This window comes from Mycobacterium nebraskense (assembly GCF_002102255.1).
Lineage (GTDB): Bacteria > Actinomycetota > Actinomycetes > Mycobacteriales > Mycobacteriaceae > Mycobacterium > Mycobacterium nebraskense.
On sequence record NZ_LQPH01000153.1, the window covers coordinates 141499 to 157275 of the forward strand.

At 69.4% G+C, this 15777-nt stretch carries 15 protein-coding genes; 11 read left to right on the forward strand and 4 right to left on the reverse strand.

Annotated features, from left to right (window positions below):
• Positions 1-15: 15 nt before the first annotated feature.
• The 5 genes from cobO to AWC17_RS23070 all read left to right on the forward strand — a co-directional run bounded on the left by cobO (position 16) and on the right by AWC17_RS23070 (position 6764).
• A complete protein-coding gene (gene cobO, locus AWC17_RS23050) occupies positions 16-630 on the forward strand; it encodes a cob(I)yrinic acid a,c-diamide adenosyltransferase (RefSeq protein ID WP_085165127.1) in 615 nt (204 codons plus the stop codon).
• Entirely contained in the window at positions 627-2024 is a 1398-nt protein-coding gene (locus AWC17_RS23055) for a cobyrinic acid a,c-diamide synthase CobB (RefSeq protein ID WP_167385621.1), read from the forward strand. The genes cobO and AWC17_RS23055 overlap by 4 nt, the downstream gene beginning before the upstream one ends.
• A 9-nt stretch (positions 2025-2033) precedes the next feature.
• The gene (cobA, locus tag AWC17_RS23060) at positions 2034-3239 is read left to right on the forward strand and encodes a uroporphyrinogen-III C-methyltransferase (RefSeq protein WP_085165129.1); all 1206 of its coding nucleotides are present in this window, start codon (positions 2034-2036) and stop codon (positions 3237-3239) included.
• A gap of 33 nt (positions 3240-3272) precedes the next feature.
• Positions 3273-4865 carry an MFS transporter gene (locus AWC17_RS23065; RefSeq protein WP_046186433.1) on the forward strand — a complete coding sequence of 531 codons (1593 nt, stop codon included), beginning with the start codon at positions 3273-3275 and terminating at the stop codon, positions 4863-4865.
• Between the two features lie 141 nt (positions 4866-5006).
• A complete protein-coding gene (locus tag AWC17_RS23070; RefSeq protein WP_046186432.1) occupies positions 5007-6764 on the forward strand; it encodes a proline--tRNA ligase in 1758 nt (585 codons plus the stop codon).
• Positions 6765-6784: 20 nt separating this feature from the next.
• On the opposite strand, the gene AWC17_RS23075 is transcribed toward AWC17_RS23070, so the two are convergent.
• Together AWC17_RS23075 and AWC17_RS23080 are read right to left on the reverse strand one after the other, a co-directional pair.
• Complete coding sequence (locus tag AWC17_RS23075) at positions 6785-7231, reverse strand: ferritin-like domain-containing protein (protein WP_046186431.1); 447 nt, start codon at positions 7229-7231, stop codon at positions 6785-6787.
• On the reverse strand, positions 7228-7764 hold the full coding sequence (locus tag AWC17_RS23080; protein WP_047321772.1) for a hypothetical protein: 537 nt from the start codon (positions 7762-7764) through the stop codon (positions 7228-7230). Before AWC17_RS23080 ends, AWC17_RS23075 begins: the two co-directional genes overlap by 4 nt.
• 204 nt (positions 7765-7968) lie before the next feature.
• On the opposite strand from AWC17_RS23080, the gene rimP reads away from it, so the two are divergent.
• The 6 genes from rimP (at position 7969) to AWC17_RS23110 (ending at position 14305) form a co-directional block, all read left to right on the forward strand.
• A complete protein-coding gene (gene rimP / locus AWC17_RS23085; protein WP_046187099.1) occupies positions 7969-8496 on the forward strand; it encodes a ribosome maturation factor RimP in 528 nt (175 codons plus the stop codon).
• The gene (nusA, locus tag AWC17_RS23090) at positions 8493-9548 is read left to right on the forward strand and encodes a transcription termination factor NusA (RefSeq protein WP_046187100.1); all 1056 of its coding nucleotides are present in this window, start codon (positions 8493-8495) and stop codon (positions 9546-9548) included. Before rimP ends, nusA begins: the two co-directional genes overlap by 4 nt.
• A gap of 220 nt (positions 9549-9768) precedes the next feature.
• A complete protein-coding gene (locus AWC17_RS23095; protein ID WP_372517405.1) occupies positions 9769-10017 on the forward strand; it encodes a YlxR family protein in 249 nt (82 codons plus the stop codon).
• A gap of 64 nt (positions 10018-10081) precedes the next feature.
• Positions 10082-12853, forward strand: coding sequence for a translation initiation factor IF-2 (infB, locus tag AWC17_RS23100; RefSeq protein ID WP_047321737.1), 2772 nt, complete (start codon positions 10082-10084; stop codon positions 12851-12853).
• Positions 12853-13320: a 30S ribosome-binding factor RbfA gene (rbfA, locus tag AWC17_RS23105; RefSeq protein ID WP_046186795.1), complete on the forward strand. Its 468-nt coding sequence runs from the start codon at positions 12853-12855 to the stop codon at positions 13318-13320. Before infB ends, rbfA begins: the two co-directional genes overlap by 1 nt.
• The gene (locus tag AWC17_RS23110; RefSeq protein WP_046186796.1) at positions 13295-14305 is read left to right on the forward strand and encodes a DHH family phosphoesterase; all 1011 of its coding nucleotides are present in this window, start codon (positions 13295-13297) and stop codon (positions 14303-14305) included. Before rbfA ends, AWC17_RS23110 begins: the two co-directional genes overlap by 26 nt.
• 14 nt (positions 14306-14319) lie before the next feature.
• Here the strand turns inward: AWC17_RS23110 and AWC17_RS23115 are convergent, their stop codons facing one another.
• Positions 14320-14901, reverse strand: a complete 582-nt coding sequence (locus AWC17_RS23115; RefSeq protein WP_047321773.1) for a hypothetical protein — start codon at positions 14899-14901, stop codon at positions 14320-14322.
• A 47-nt stretch (positions 14902-14948) separates the two neighbouring features.
• Positions 14949-15698: an enoyl-CoA hydratase gene (locus tag AWC17_RS23120; protein WP_046186780.1), complete on the reverse strand. Its 750-nt coding sequence runs from the start codon at positions 15696-15698 to the stop codon at positions 14949-14951.
• Positions 15699-15777 lie beyond the last annotated feature (79 nt).

Here is a 15777-nt window from a genome sequence, read left to right on the forward strand (position 1 = left end):
GAAAGGTAACCGCTCATGCCACAAGGCCGACCACTTCAGCTGCCCGATGACGGACTGAGCACCAAAGCCAGGCGCAACACGCCGGTGCTCGCGGTGCACACCGGCCCCGGCAAGGGGAAGTCGACAGCCGCATTCGGAATGGCGTTGCGGGCCTGGAATGTCGGGCTCTCCGTCGCGGTGTTCCAGTTCGTCAAGAGCGCCAAATGGAAGGTGGGCGAGGAGACCGCCTTCGCTCAACTCGGCCAAGTGCACCAACAACACGACATCGGTGGGCCCGTCGAGTGGCACAAGATGGGCGCGGGCTGGTCCTGGACGCGCAAGGCGGGCAGCGAAATCGATCACGCGGCGGCCGCGGCCGACGGATGGGCGGAGATCTCACGCCGGCTGGCCGAGCAGCGCCACGACTTCTACGTGCTGGACGAGTTCACCTACCCGCTGAAATGGGGATGGGTGGACGTCGACGAGGTGGTGGACGTTCTGCTGGCGCGGCCCGGGCACCAGCACGTGGTCATCACCGGACGCGATGCCCCGCAGCGGTTGATCGACGCCGCCGACCTGGTTACCGAGATGACCAAGGTCAAGCACCCGATGGACGCGGGTCGCAAGGGGCAGAAGGGCATCGAGTGGTGAGTGTCCCCGCGGTCGTCGTCGCCGCGCCGGCGTCGGGCAGCGGAAAAACTACCGTCGCAACGGGTTTGATCGGCGCCCTGCGGCGCGCGCGTCACGCCGTGGCGCCGTTCAAGGTCGGCCCGGACTTCATCGACCCCGGTTACCACGGCCTGGCCGCCGGACGTCCCGGTCGCAATCTCGACCCGGTGCTGGTCGGCGAGAGCCTCGTCGGCCCGCTGTACGCCCACGGCGCCGCCGGCGCGGACATCGCGGTGATCGAAGGGGTGATGGGGCTCTTCGACGGGCGGATCGGGCCCGCCGCGGCCGGCCCCGCGGAAGGCTCCACCGCCCACGTGGCCGGCCTGTTGAGTGCGCCGGTGATCCTGGTGGTCGACGCGCGCGGCCAGAGCCACAGCATCGCCGCACTGCTGCACGGCTTTTCGACATTCGATGCCGCGACGCGGGTGTGCGGCGTGATCCTCAACCGGGTCGGTTCGGCCCGGCACGAACACGTGCTGCGCCAGGCCTGCGAGCAGGCGGGCGTCGCGGTGCTGGGCGCCATTCCGCGCACCGCCGAATTGGAGCTCCCGACAAGGTATTTGGGTCTCGTCACCGCGGTGGAGTACGGGCGACGGGCGCGGCTCGCGGTCGAGGCGATGACCGAACTGGTCGCTCGTCACGTCGACCTGGATGCCGTCGCGGCGGTCGCCGCGAGCCGGACCGGCCCGGCGTGGGACCCGGTGACGGCGGTGGGGGAGACGCCCGGCGGGCGGGCCACCGTGGCGATGGCGGCGGGTAAGGCGTTCAGCTTCGCCTACGCCGAGCATGCCGAGCTGCTTCGGGCCGCCGGCGCCGATGTGGTCGAATTCGACCCGCTGGCCGACCCATTGCCGAACGGCACGGACGCGGTGCTGCTGCCCGGCGGCTTTCCCGAACAGTTCACCGCGGAGCTCTCGGCCAACGACGCGGTGCGCCGGCAGATCTACGAGCTGGCCGCCGCGGGCGCGCCGATACACGCCGAGTGCGCCGGTCTCATCTATCTGGCCACCGAACTCGACGGTCACCCGATGTGCGGCGTGCTGGCCGGGTCGGCGCGGTTCACCCCGCACTTGACGTTGGCCTACCGCGACGCCGTCGCCGTGGCCGATTCACCGCTGTATTCCGCCGGGCAACGGGCGGTGGGGCATGAATTCCACCGGACCGCAGTCACTTTCACCGACAGATACCAGCCCGCGTGGATGTATCGGGGTGCCTCCGACGGTGCGGGGGACACCGTGCGGGACGGCGTCGTGCACGCCGGCGTGCATGCCTCGTACCTGCATACCCATCCGGCCGCGGCGCCGGCCGCGGTCGCGCGGTTCGTCACGCACGCCGCCGCCCGGCGCACCGGCGGCCCCAACATCCACAGCCACTAGGCTTGCCGGGTGACCGAGAACGCCTACCTCGCTGGGCTGCGGCTGGCCGGCAAGAAGGTCGTCGTGGTCGGCGGCGGCACGGTCGCCCAGCGCCGGCTGCCCTTGCTCATCGCCAGCGGCGCGGACGTCCACGTCATCTCCCGCAGCGCCACCCGGTCGGTCGAGGCGATGAGCGGAATCACCTTGTCCCTGCGCGAATACCGCGACGGCGACCTCGACGGAGCCTGGTACGCGATCGCCGCCACCGACGACCCCGAGGTGAACGCCGCGGTGGTCGCCGAGGCCGACCGCCGGCACCTCTTCTGCGTCCGCGCCGACATCGCCGTGGAAGGGACCGCGGTGACACCCGCGTCCTTCGGCTACGAGGGGTTGTCGGTCGGGGTGCTGGCCGGTGGCGAGCACCGCCGATCCGCGGCGATCCGCTCGGCCATCCGGGAGGCGCTGCAAACCGGGGTCATCAACCTGGACAGCGCGGTGAGCTCCGACGTCGTGCGCGGCGGGGTGGCACTCGTCGGCGGCGGACCCGGCGACCCCGAACTGATCACGGTGCGCGGTCGCAGGCTGCTGGCCCATGCGGACGTCGTGGTCGCCGACCGGCTCGCGCCGCCGGAGCTGCTGGCCGAGCTGCCGCCGCACGTGGAGGTCATCGACGCCGCGAAGATCCCCTACGGCCGGGCGATGGCACAGGACGCGATCAACGACGTCATGATCGAACGCGCCCGGTCCGGAAAGTTCGTCGTCCGCCTCAAGGGCGGGGACCCGTTCGTCTTCGCCCGCGGCTACGAGGAAGTGCAAGCGTGCGTCGACGCCGGGATTCCGGTCACCGTGGTGCCGGGTGTGACAAGCGCCATAGGAGTGCCTGCCCTGGCCGGCGTTCCGGTCACGCATCGCGCCATAAACCACGAATTCGTGGTGGTCAGCGGCCATCTGGCGCCCGGACACCCCGAATCGTTAGTGAATTGGAATGCGCTGGCCGCATTGTCAGGGACCATCGTTTTGCTGATGGCCGTCGAACGCATCGAGCTTTTCGTCAATGCACTCATAAACGGTGGCCGACCTGCGGATACGCCGGTGCTGGTGGTTCAACATGGGACAACGGCGGCTCAGCAAACTTTGCGGGCCACACTTGCCGACACGCCCGAAAGAATCCGCGCCGAGGGCATCCGACCTCCCGCGATCATCGTGATCGGACCGGTGGCGGCTTTCGGGCTTTAAACGGTTCTTAAGATTACTGTAAGGTAACCCTTTATGACGGCTCTCAACGACAGTGAGCGCGCGGTGCGGAATTTCACGTCCGCGCGCCCCGATCGTCCGGCCCCGGTGCGCTCCACGCGCCCGGCGGAGACCGCCTCCACTCGCACCAGCAAGTACTACCCGGCCTGGCTGCCTTCCCGTCGCTTCATCGCGGCCGTGATCGCCATCGGCGGTATGCAGTTGCTGGCGACGATGGACAGCACCGTCGCCATCGTCGCGCTTCCCAGGATCCAGAACGAGCTGAGCCTGTCCGACGCCGGGCGCAGCTGGGTGATCACCGCATACGTGCTCACCTTCGGCGGGCTGATGCTGCTGGGCGGCCGGCTCGGCGACACCATCGGGCGCAAACGCACCTTCATCGTCGGCGTCGCCCTGTTCACCATCTCCTCGGTGCTGTGCGCGGTGGCCTGGGACGAGGTGACCATGGTCATCGCGCGGCTGTCGCAGGGGGTGGGGTCCGCCATCGCCTCGCCGACGGGCCTGGCGCTGGTCGCGACCACCTTCCCGAAGGGGCCCGCGCGTAACTTCGCGACAGCGGTGTTCGCCGCGATGACCGCCATCGGTTCGGTGATGGGCCTGGTGGTCGGCGGCGCGCTGACCGAGGTGTCGTGGCGGCTGGCCTTCCTGGTGAACGTGCCGATCGGGCTGGTGATGATCTACCTGGCCCGCACCGCGCTGCGCGAGACCAACCGGGAGCGGATGAAGCTCGACGCCACCGGGGCCATGCTGGCCACGCTGGCGTGCACCGCCGCCGTTTTTGCCTTTTCGATGGGGCCGGAAAAGGGCTGGGTTTCGCTCACCACCATCGGCTCGGGCGTGGTCGCGATGGGCGCCGCTCTCGCCTTCATCATCGTGGAGCGCAGCGCCGAAAACCCCGTCGTCCCATTCGATCTGTTCCGCGACCGCAACCGGCTGGTCACCTTCGCCGCGATCTTCCTCGCCGGCGGACTCATGTTCAGCCTGACGGTGTGCATCGGCCTGTATGTGCAGGACATCCTCGGCTACAGCGCGCTGCGCGCGGGCGTCGGCTTCATCCCGTTCGTCATCGCGATGGGCATCGGCCTGGGCGTCTCCTCACAACTGGTGTCACGGTTTTCGCCCCGGGTGCTGACGATCGGCGGCGGCATTCTGCTGTTCTGGGCGATGCTCTACGGCTGGGCGTTCATGCACCGCGGCGTGCCCTACTTCCCCAACCTGATGCTGCCCATCATCGTTGGCGGAATCGGCATCGGAATCTGCGTCGTCCCGCTGACGCTGGCAGCCATCGCCGGTGTCGGTTTCGATCAGATCGGTCCGGTGTCGGCGATCGCGCTGATGCTGCAGAGCCTCGGCGGCCCGCTGGTGCTGGCCGTCATCCAGGCCGTGATCACCTCACGCACGCTGTACATGGGCGGCATCACCGGCCCGGTGAAGATCATGAACGACCTCCAGTTGCACGCGCTCGACCAGGGCTATACCTACGGCCTGCTGTGGGTGGCCGGAGTGGCCGTCTTTGTCGGCGCCGCGGCGCTGCTGATCGGCTACACGCCGGCGCAGGTGGCCCATGCGCAAGAGGTCAAGGAAGCGATCGACGCCGGCGAGTTGTAGCTCGCCGCCGGGTCGTCGACTGACGGCCGGTTCCAATCTCTTTGCGCCGGATTCGATAGCGCCGGTGATATCAGATCCGCGGAGCCTTGCATGGGTCCTCGGCTGCTCCGCGCCCACCCCCGACAGTTAGGCTGGCCCGCTGTGATCACCCGGATGTCCGAGCTGTTCTTGCGCACGTTGCGTGATGATCCCGCTGACGCCGAAGTGCCCAGCCACAAACTTCTGATCCGTGCGGGCTACATCCGGCCCGTCGCGCCCGGGCTGTACAGCTGGCTGCCGCTCGGCTTGCGGGTGCTGCGCAGGATCGAACGCATCGTCCGCGAGGAGATGAACGCGATCGGCGGGCAGGAGATTCTGTTTCCCGCCCTGCTGCCGCGCGCGCCGTACGAGACGACGAACCGGTGGACCGAATACGGCGACGGCGTGTTCCGGCTCAAGGACCGCCGCGGCAACGACTACCTACTGGGGCCAACGCACGAAGAGCTGTTCACGCTGACTGTCAAGGGTGAATACAACTCCTACAAAGACTTTCCGGTGTTGCTCTACCAGATCCAGAACAAATACCGCGACGAGGCCCGGCCGCGCGCGGGGATCCTACGGGTGCGTGAGTTCCTGATGAAGGACTCCTACTCCTTCGACATCGACGACGCCGGGCTCAAGGCCGCCTACCACGCGCATCGGGAGGCCTACCAGCGCATCTTCAATCGGCTGCAGGTGCGCTACGTGATCGTGTCCGCGGTATCGGGAGCGATGGGCGGCAGCGCCTCCGAGGAGTTCCTGGCCGAAAGCCCGGTCGGCGAAGATACCTTCGTGCGCTGCCTGGAGTCCGGGTATGCGGCCAACGTCGAGGCCGTCGTCACCGCCCGTCCGGAGGCGCCGCCCGCGGAGGTCGTGGCCGGGCTGCCCGAGGCGGTGGTCCACGACACCGGTGACACCCCGACCATCGCCACCCTGGTGGACTGGGCCAACACGGCGGACCTCGGCCGCACCGTCACCGCGGCCGACACGCTGAAGAACGTGTTGCTCAAGGTGCGCCAGCCCGGTGGGGAGTGGGAACTGCTGGCCGTCGGGCTACCGGGCGACCGCGAGGTCGACGACAAGAGGCTCGGCGCGGCGCTGGATCCGGCCGACTACGCGCTGCTCGACGACGCCGACTTCGCCAGATACCCGTTCTTGGTGAAGGGTTATATCGGTCCGAAAGCGCTGCAGGACAACGGCGTTCGCTACCTCGTCGACCCGCGGGTGGTGGACGGGACCAGCTGGATCACCGGGGCGGACCAGCCCGGCCGGCACGTCGTCGGCCTGGTGGCCGGCCGGGATTTCACCGCCGACGGCACCATCGAGGCCGCCGAGGTGCGAGACGGCGATCCGTCCCCCGACGGCGCCGGCCCGCTGGTAGCGGCGCGGGGGATCGAGGTCGCGCACATCTTCCAGCTCGGCCGCAAATACACCGACGCCTTCACGGCCGACGTGCTCGGTGAAGACGGCAAGCCGGTGCGGCTGACCATGGGGTCCTACGGCCTCGGGGTGTCGCGGATGGTGGCGGTGATCGCCGAGCAGCACCATGACGAGCTGGGCCTGCGCTGGCCGGCGTCGGTCGCGCCGTTCGACGTCCACCTGGTGATCGCCAACAAGGACGCCGACGCCCGCACCGGAGCCACCACGCTAGCCGCCGACCTGGACCGGCTGGGCGTCGAGGTGCTGCTCGACGACCGCCAGGCATCCCCGGGAGTCAAGTTCAAGGACGCCGAATTGCTGGGCGTGCCATGGATTCTGGTGGTGGGGCGCGGCTGGGGCAACGGAGTGGTCGAGCTGCGCGACCGCTTCAGCGGACAGACGCGCGAGCTGGCCATCGGCGCGTCACTCGCCACCGACGTCGCGGCCGCCCTGGCCGGGTAGCGGCGAAAGGCGTTGCGGCGTTAGTCGTTTCCGCCCGGAAAGCTCGTCGTGATGGGCCAGGCGCCCAGCACCCGGTTCCATCGGGCGGCCATCACGGCGCTCTGCGTCAGGGCCGTCGAAGCGAACGCACGGTCGTCGGCCGTCTCGGCGTGCTCGATCACCACGCGCCAGGCCGAGGCGCCGTCGTTCTCCATCCGCGCCGCCAGGCGCGCCGCATCCGCCGCGCTGCCCACCAGCATCGGCAACTGGTAGCCGGCGGCCGCGACCGGCGCGTTGACCTTGCGGGCGGTCAGCATTGCGATCACGTCGTCGCGGCGTTGGCGGTGCTGCGCCAAAGCTTCCACCACCAGGCCGTTCACGCTGGGCGGCGACAGCGCCGAGACCATGCCGTAGCCGTAGATCGTCGAGTGTTCGATGGCCAGCGCGTCGCACAGCGCCGCGTTGTCGGCGTCCTTGCCGGAGCTCATATCGACGGCCCCCCGGGTACCAGGGCGACCGTGTAGGAGGCCGTGCAGGACGCGATGATCGAGGCGAGCAACCCCGCCCGGTAGCCCGATTCGCCCGCTACCAGGCGGCTGGCGCTGTCCGCCGAAGCGCGTAGCGCGTTGATGACATCGGACACCGGCGGTGGGGGCGGCGGCGGCCCCGCTGGTTCGGCCGGGCTTGGGGCAGCGCTTGTCGTCTCGCTTGTCGACGAAGTGGTGATCTTGCCGGCGGCCCGCGAGATCTCGGTGGACAGGGCCCGGGCGTGCGCGGCGCGTTGACTCGCGACCACCGTCAGCGCGGCGGCGATCTGCGGGGGATTGCCGACGGCCGCCGCGGCGGCACCGGCCAGCGCGCTGTCCTTGCGCGCCTGGTCCAACGGACCCAGCAGTTCTTCGACGGCCGGGGGCTTGGGCGGGGACTCGCCGCAGGCGGAGGCGACCACCCCGAGCGCAGCCAGAGCCGCACCGCCGGCGAGCACACCCCGCCGGTTGACGACGGGATCTGCGCTAGACACAAACACATCCTGCCATCGCTTCGAAGGTGGACAGGAAGCCAGGACTCGATCCCGCCGTCAGACGCGATTCCTGGCGTATCGTTGATAGCTGCTCTCGCGGAACGGCAAGCGTTCGCGTTCCGCCGGGACACTGGAGCCGCCCGCAAGCCAACGGGGCGGCGACGCCCTCCAGCTGACCGGACAACTCAAGATGAGGAGCTCGCCGTGACCACCGGGCTACCTTCGCAGACGCAGGTGATCGAGCTACTCGGCGGTGAGTTCGCGCGCGCGGGATATGAAATCGAAGACGTGGTCATCGACTCCCGGACGCGCCCGCCGCGGATCATGGTGATCGCCGACGGTGACAAGGCCCTCGACCTGGACACCATAGCGACGCTGTCGCGCTCGGCGTCGGCTTTGCTGGACGGCCTCGACGACGTCCAGGATCGCTACGTGCTCGAGGTGAGTTCGCCGGGTGTGGACCGCCCGCTGACCAGTGAAAAGCATTTCCGTCGCGCCCGCGGCCGCAAGGTCGACGTCGTCCTCGCGGATGGTTCGCGGCTGACCGGTCGCGTCGGCGAGACGCACTATCACGGCGTAGCGCTGGTGGTCCGCGAAGGCCGTGACTACCGGCTGCGCGAGATCCCGCTCGCCGATATTGCCAAAGCCGTTGTCCAGGTGGAGTTTTCGCCCCCAGCCCAAGCGGAGTTGGACCTGGCTGGCCAGGCCGACAGGACGGAGGCCGGAGCATGAACATCGACATGGCCGCGCTGCACGCCATCGAGGTGGATCGGGGCATCTCGGTCAACGAGCTGCTCGAGACCATCAAGTCGGCGCTGCTCACCGCCTACCGGCACACCGAGGGCCACCAGAACGACGCGCGCATCGAGATCGACCGCAAGACCGGTGTCGTTGCCGTCGTCGCCCGCGAGACCGACGACGACGGCAATGTCATCAGTGAATGGGACGACACTCCCGAGGGTTTCGGCCGCATCGCCGCGACCACCGCGCGTCAGGTCATGCTGCAGCGGTTCCGGGACGCGGAGAACGAGCGCACCTACGGCGAGTTCTCCACCCGCGAGGGCGAGATCGTCGCGGGCGTCATCCAGCGGGACAGCCGCGCCAACGCCCGCGGCCTGGTCGTGGTCCGGATGGGCTCCGAGACCAAAGCTTCCGAAGGCGTGATCCCGGCGGCCGAACAGGTCCCCGGCGAAAGCTACGAACACGGCAACCGGGTGCGGTGCTATGTGATCGGCGTGACCCGCGGATCCCGGGAGCCGCTGATCACGCTGTCCCGTACGCATCCCAACCTGGTCCGAAAGCTGTTCTCCTTGGAAGTCCCCGAGATCGCCGACGGGTCGGTCGAAATCGTGGCGGTGGCCCGGGAGGCCGGCCATCGCTCCAAGATCGCGGTGAAATCCAACGTCCCCGGCCTGAACGCGAAAGGGGCCTGCATCGGACCGATGGGCCAGCGGGTCCGCAACGTGATGAGCGAGCTCTCCGGGGAGAAGATCGACATCATCGACTACGACGAAGACCCGTCCCGCTTCGTCGCCAACGCGTTGTCGCCGGCCAAGGTGGTCTCCGTGTCGATCATCGACCCGAACGCCCGGGCCGCCCGCGTGGTGGTGCCCGATTTCCAGCTGTCCCTGGCCATCGGCAAGGAGGGCCAGAACGCGCGGTTGGCCGCCCGGCTCACCGGGTGGCGCATCGACATCCGCGGCGATACGCCGGGTGGATCCGAGGCGCATTCGGAGGGGCACCCCGAACACGGCGCCACCCATTCGGTGGCGCACGACCGCTAGCGCGGCGACCTGGCCGGACGGCGCGGCCGCGGGGAAGAGCGGCCCGCACCGTCGGGCGGTTCTGACCATCGGGTAAGTGACGCTAGACTGAGCCGTGATCCAGCGTGAGCCTTCGGCCCCCGATACCAGAAGGGCGCACAAACGTGTGGACGGACCAGTCCGGACGTGTGTCGGGTGCCGGAAGCGAGAGTTGGCCGTCGAACTGCTTCGCGTAGTGGCTGTGTCGGACGGGAACGGCGAATATGCCGTGATCGTTGACACCAGGAGTAGCCTGCCGGGGCGGGGTGCATGGCTGCATCCCGTGCCGCGGTGCGTACAACAGGCGATTCGGCGGCGGGCTTTCACCAGAGCGCTGCGCATCGAACGTCCACCGGACACATCCGCGCTGGTCGAGCACGTGGAAGCGCTCGACTTGCCCGGCAACAGAACAGGTAGCAAAGAACATGAGCACACCGTGAAGTCCCGATGACCATGCGTCATAGCTAAACCCGAGGCGCGGCCCCACGACTGTCGCCTCTTAGACAGGAGATGTAGTGGCAGGTAAGGCCCGCGTACACGAGTTGGCTAAGGAACTCGGTGTCACCAGCAAGGAAGTTCTCGCCCGTCTGAATGATCAGGGCGAATTCGTAAAATCCGCATCGTCAACGGTGGAGGCGCCGGTCGCTCGTCGACTGCGCGAATCCTTCGGAGGCGGCAAGGCGGCTCCCGCAAAGGCCGCGGCCAAGGCGGCCGCCAAGGCCCCCGCCAAGGGGCCGGACAAATCGCTCGACCAGGCCCTCGACAAGGCCATCGGCAATGGCGAAGCCACTGGCGCGCCCGCCGGCGGAACGACGACCGCCGCCGCGCAAGCGTCCCCGGCCGCACCCGCGGAAGCGCCGGCGCACCCGGGCCCGGCGCCCAGCCGCCCGGCGCCTGGACAGCCGCAGCCGCCCGCTCCCGGGCAGCCGACCGGCCAGCCCGGACCCCAACCCGGCATGACGCCGGGTCCGCGCCCCGGTCCGGCGCCGAAGCCCGGCGTCCGCACCCCGCGCGTCGGCAACAACCCGTTCTCTTCCGCGCAACCGGTCGACCGGCCGATCCCGCGTCCGGTGCCCCGCCCCGGGGCGCCGCGGCCCGGCGGGCCGCGTCCCGGCGCTTCGCCCGGCAACATGCCGCCCCGTCCCGGCGGTGCCGCTGGTCAGGGCCGCCCGGCCCGGCCCGGCGCCCCGCGCCCCGGCGGTGGCCGACCCGGCGGACCTGGCGGCCGTGACGGCGGCGGCGGCAACTACCGCGGCGGCGCTGGCGGCGGAGTCGGCGCCCCGCCCGGTGGTGGCGGCGCTCCGGGAGGTTTTCGGGGCCGTCCCGGCGGCGGTGGTGGCGGCGGCGGCCGTCCCGGTCAGCGCGGCGGCGCGGCCGGCGCGTTCGGCCGTCCCGGCGGTGCGCCGCGGCGCGGTCGCAAGTCCAAGCGGGCAAAACGCGCCGAGTACGAGAACATGCAGGCGCCGGTCGTCGGCGGCGTGCGGTTGCCGCACGGCAACGGCGAGACGATCCGGCTGGCCCGCGGCGCATCGCTGAGCGACTTCGCGGACAAGATCAACGCGAACCCGGCCTCGCTGGTGCAGGCGCTGTTCAACCTCGGCGAGATGGTGACGGCCACCCAGTCGGTCGGCGACGAGACGCTCGAGCTGCTGGGCAGCGAGATGAACTACGTCGTCCAGGTGGTCAGCCCGGAGGACGAGGACCGCGAGCTGCTGGAATCGTTCGACCTGACCTATGGCGAGGACGAGGGCACCGAGGAAGACCTGCAGACCCGGCCGCCGGTGGTGACCGTGATGGGTCACGTCGACCACGGTAAGACCCGACTGCTGGACACCATCCGCAACGCCAGCGTGCGTGAGGCCGAGGCCGGTGGCATCACCCAGCACATCGGCGCGTACCAGGTGTCCGTCGACCTCGACGGCACCGAGCGGCCGATCACCTTCATCGACACCCCGGGTCACGAGGCGTTCACCGCCATGCGTGCCCGCGGCGCGAAGGCCACCGACATCGCGATCCTGGTGGTCGCCGCCGACGACGGCGTGATGCCGCAGACGGTGGAGGCCATCAACCACGCGCAGGCGGCCGACGTGCCGATTGTGGTGGCGGTCAACAAGATTGACAAGGAGGGCGCCGACCCGGCCAAGATTCGCGGCCAGCTCACCGAATACGGTTTGGTGGCAGAGGATTTCGGTGGCGACACGATGTTCGTCGACATCTCCGCCAAGGAAGGCACCAACATCAAGGCGCTCGAGGAGGCGGTGCTGCTGACCGCCGACGCCGCCCTGGATCTGCGGGCCAACCCCGACATGGAGGCCCAGGGCGTGGCGATCGAGGCGCACCTGGACCGCGGTCGTGGGCCGGTGGCCACCGTGCTGGTGCAGCGCGGGACCCTGCGCGTCGGTGATTCCGTGGTGGCCGGCGACGCCTACGGTCGTGTCCGCCGCATGGTCGACGAGCACGGCGACGATGTCGAGGAGGCGCTGCCGTCGCGGCCGGTGCAGGTCATCGGCTTCACGTCGGTGCCCGGCGCCGGTGACAACTTCCTTGTCGTCGACGAGGACCGCATCGCCCGCCAGATCGCCGACCGGCGCAGCGCCCGCAAGCGCAACGCGCTGGCGGCGCGGTCCCGCAAGCGGATCAGCCTCGAGGACCTGGACTCGGCGCTGAAGGAAACCAGCCAACTGAACCTGATCCTCAAGGGCGACAACGCCGGTACCGTCGAGGCGCTGGAAGAGGCCCTGATGGGGATTCAGGTCGACGACGAGGTGGAACTGCGCGTCATCGACCGCGGCGTCGGTGGCATCACCGAAACCAACGTCAACCTGGCGTCGGCGTCGGACGCGGTGATCATCGGCTTCAACGTGCGCGCCGAAGGGAAAGCGACGGAGCTGGCCAACCGCGAAGGCGTCGAGATCCGCTACTACTCGGTGATCTACCAGGCGATCGACGACATCGAGAAGGCCTTGCGCGGCATGCTCAAGCCGATCTACGAGGAGAGCCAGCTGGGCCGGGCCGAGATCCGCGCGATCTTCCGGTCCTCCAAGGTCGGCGTCATCGCCGGCTGCATGATCAGCTCGGGTGTGGTGCGCCGCAACGCGAAGGCCCGGCTGTTGCGGGACAACATCGTGGTCGTCGACAACCTCTCGATCACCTCGCTGCGCCGGGAGAAGGACGACGTGACCGAGGTCCGCGAGGGCTTCGAGTGCGGTATGACGCTTGGCTACTCCGACATCAAGGAAGGCGACATCATCGAGTCCTACGAGCTCGTCGAGAAGGAGCGCGCCTGATGGCCGACCCGGCCCGGGCGCGCCGATTGGCCAAACGCATCAACACGATCGTCGCCTCGGCGATCGAATTCGAGATCAAGGATCCGGGGCTGGACGGGGTGACCATCGTCGACACGAAGGTCACCGCCGACCTGCACGATGCGACGGTGTTCTACACCGTGATGGGCCGCACCCTGGACGACGAGCCGGACTACGCCGCCGCGGCGGCCGCACTGGAACGGGCCAAAGGTGCGCTGCGCACCATGGTGGGGGCCGGCACCGGCGTGCGCTTCACACCCACGCTGACCTTCACCCGCGACACCACGTTGGATACCGTGCAGCGGATGGACGAGTTGCTGGCGCGCGCCCGCGCCGCGGACGCCGACCTGGCGCGGGTTCGCTCGGGGGCCAAACCGGCCGGAGAGGCCGATCCCTACCGGGGGTCAAGTGACGAGGACACCGGTGACGACGACCGACGCCAAGACTGAGCTGTCCCGCGCCGCGGGAGCCGCGGCGCGCGTCGACGCCCGCGGCGCGGTCGAATTGCTTTCCGGCGCTGCGACTATCGCCGTGGTCGCCCATGTCCACCCCGACGCCGACACCATCGGCGCTGGCCTGGCGCTGGCTTTGGTGCTGGACAAGTGCGGTAAAGACGTCGAGGTCGGTTTCGCCGAGCCGGCGACGCTGCCGGAGTCGCTGGCGTCGCTGCCCGGTTGTGGGTTGCTGATCAGCCCGGATGAGATGCGGCGCGACGTCGATTTGGTTGTCACCGTCGATGTTCCCAGCGTCAAGCGGCTGGGCGCGTTGAGTGATCTGGCCGGTCCCGGCCGGGAGTTACTGGTGATCGACCACCACGCCTCCAACGATTTGTTCGGGACCGCCAACTTCGTTGACGTGTCAGCGGATTCGACCACGATGATGGTTGCCGACATCCTCGACGCGTGGGAGAAGCCGATCGACCCGGATGTCGCGCACTGCATCTACGCCGGGCTGACGACCGACACCGGGTCCTTCCGCTGGGCCACCGCCCGCGCCCTACGGCTGGCGGCCCGGCTGGTCGAGACGGGCGTCGACAACGCCGCGATCAGCCGAACGCTGATGGACAGCCATCCCTTCACCTGGCTGCCGCTGCTGTCGCGTGTGCTGGGCTCGGCGCACTTGCTGCCCGACGCGGTCGGCGGCCGCGGCCTGGTGTATGCCGTTGTCGGACACCAAGATTGGGTCAGTTCGCGCGCCGAGGAAGTGGAAAGCATCGTCGACATCGTGCGCACCACGCAGCAGGCCGAGGTGGCCGCGGTGTTCAAGGAAGTCGGTCCGCAGCAGTGGTCGGTGTCGATGCGGGCCAAGGCCGACGTGGATCTGGCGGCCGTCGCGTCCGCGTTCGGCGGGGGCGGCCACCGGTTGGCGGCCGGCTATTCGACGAGCGGCCCGATCGACGACGCGGTCGCGTCGCTGCGCGCCGCCCTCGACTGAATTCGATCGCCGGGCTAGAACGCCCAGCTGCCCGAGCGTTGCAGCACGAACCCGTGGTCCCCGCTGGTGGTGTCCAGGCAGGCGACGAGGTTGTCGGCGCCGACGGCGCACGTGACGTTCAGATAGGTCAACTTCTGGCCCGCGCCCAGCAACTTGCCGCCCGGCGGGAGGGCGGCCGGGTTGCCGCCGCACCCGCCGTACGACATGCGGCTCAACTGATAGCCGGGTCCCTTGAACTCGGCGGAACCGACCAGGCAGTCGCCCGGGTGCGGGCGTCCGCCGAGAACGGGAACGTCGTCGATCCCGGGCATGTCGCCCTTGCACTTGATGTCCTGTGACGGCTGCGGTGCCGGTGCCGGCCCGCCATAGAAGTCGCAGACCAAGGTGTAGGGAGTGGAGAAACTGATCCGGGGCGCGGTGCCCGGGCCGGAGCTGCTGACGTAGCCGTCCGCGGGGACGGGCGCGAAACCGTCCAGGTTGGGAAACCCCGGCGGCGGTAGCGCGGCGGCGAGCGGCGCCGTACCCGCGATCGTGGCCGCCGCCGCGAGCGTCACCGCGCCCGCGAGCGCTCTGATGACGTCGACGACAGCACGCATCAGCTGATCGTATGGGCTGGCCGCGGCCGAGGTGGGCCGACCGCCAATCAACGGACCTGGGCCCGCCCGCGCTGCAGCACCGCCTCGCGATTGGCGGCGATGTCGTCGCCGCTGGTCCGGAACTGGCGGGCCGCCATCGCTTCGAGCCACAGCCCGGCGCTGGTCTGCGAATCGTCGATCCGGTGATAGGACGCCAGCAGCGCGCGCACCGCGTCCTGATTGTTGCCGACGATCGACGCCGCCACCTGGCGGGCGGTGCCCAACAGCTGGTCGTGCGCCACCACCTCGGTCACCAGCCCGGCGCGCAACGCGTCGGTGGCGGACAGGTAATCCCCGGTCATGCTCATGCGCCGGGCCAGGCCGACGCCGACCTTCTGCGGTAGCCGCACGCTCAGCCCCCAGGTGGGCAGCAGGCCCACGCGCGCGTGGGTGTCGGCGAAGCGAGCGTTCTCCGAGGCGATCAGGATGTCGCAATACAGGGCCAGCTCCAGCCCGCCGGTCACGGCGGCGCCGTTGATCGCACCGATGACCGGCTTGCTCAGCGGTGGCCACCGCGGGGAGATGTCCGGAAGCGCCGACTGACCGCCCAGCTCTTTGAGATCCAGCCCCGCGCAGAACACCGGGTCGGTGCCGGTGACGATGACGACGTCGACGCCGTCATCGGTTTCCGCGTCGGCCAGCGCCCCGAAGAACCGGTCCCGCAGCGCCGAGGACAGCGCGTTGCGCGACTGCGGCCGGTTGAGGGTCAGGGTGCGCACCCGCTCGTCGGTTTCGATCAGCAGGATGTCGTCGGTCATGAGTTTCTCCTATGTCAAGCCGCTGCCGGGTGGCAAGGCTGTTGACGGTTTTGTTCGTCGGTTCGCAGGTGATGAAAGA

Bases quoted from the DNA above. Each gene is read 5' to 3' on its own strand.
- cobO (WP_085165127.1), top strand. From the start codon at position 16: ATGCCACAAGGCCGACCACTTCAGCTGCCCGATGACGGACTGAGCACC.
- rbfA (WP_046186795.1), top strand. From the start codon at position 12,853: ATGGCCGACCCGGCCCGGGCGCGCCGATTGGCCAAACGCATCAACACG.
- AWC17_RS23115 (WP_047321773.1), bottom strand. From the start codon at position 14,901: ATGCGTGCTGTCGTCGACGTCATCAGAGCGCTCGCGGGCGCGGTGACG.
- nusA (WP_046187100.1), top strand. From the start codon at position 8,493: ATGAACATCGACATGGCCGCGCTGCACGCCATCGAGGTGGATCGGGGC.
- AWC17_RS23065 (WP_046186433.1), top strand. From the start codon at position 3,273: ATGACGGCTCTCAACGACAGTGAGCGCGCGGTGCGGAATTTCACGTCC.
- AWC17_RS23120 (WP_046186780.1), bottom strand. From the start codon at position 15,698: ATGACCGACGACATCCTGCTGATCGAAACCGACGAGCGGGTGCGCACC.
- AWC17_RS23075 (WP_046186431.1), bottom strand. From the start codon at position 7,231: ATGAGCTCCGGCAAGGACGCCGACAACGCGGCGCTGTGCGACGCGCTG.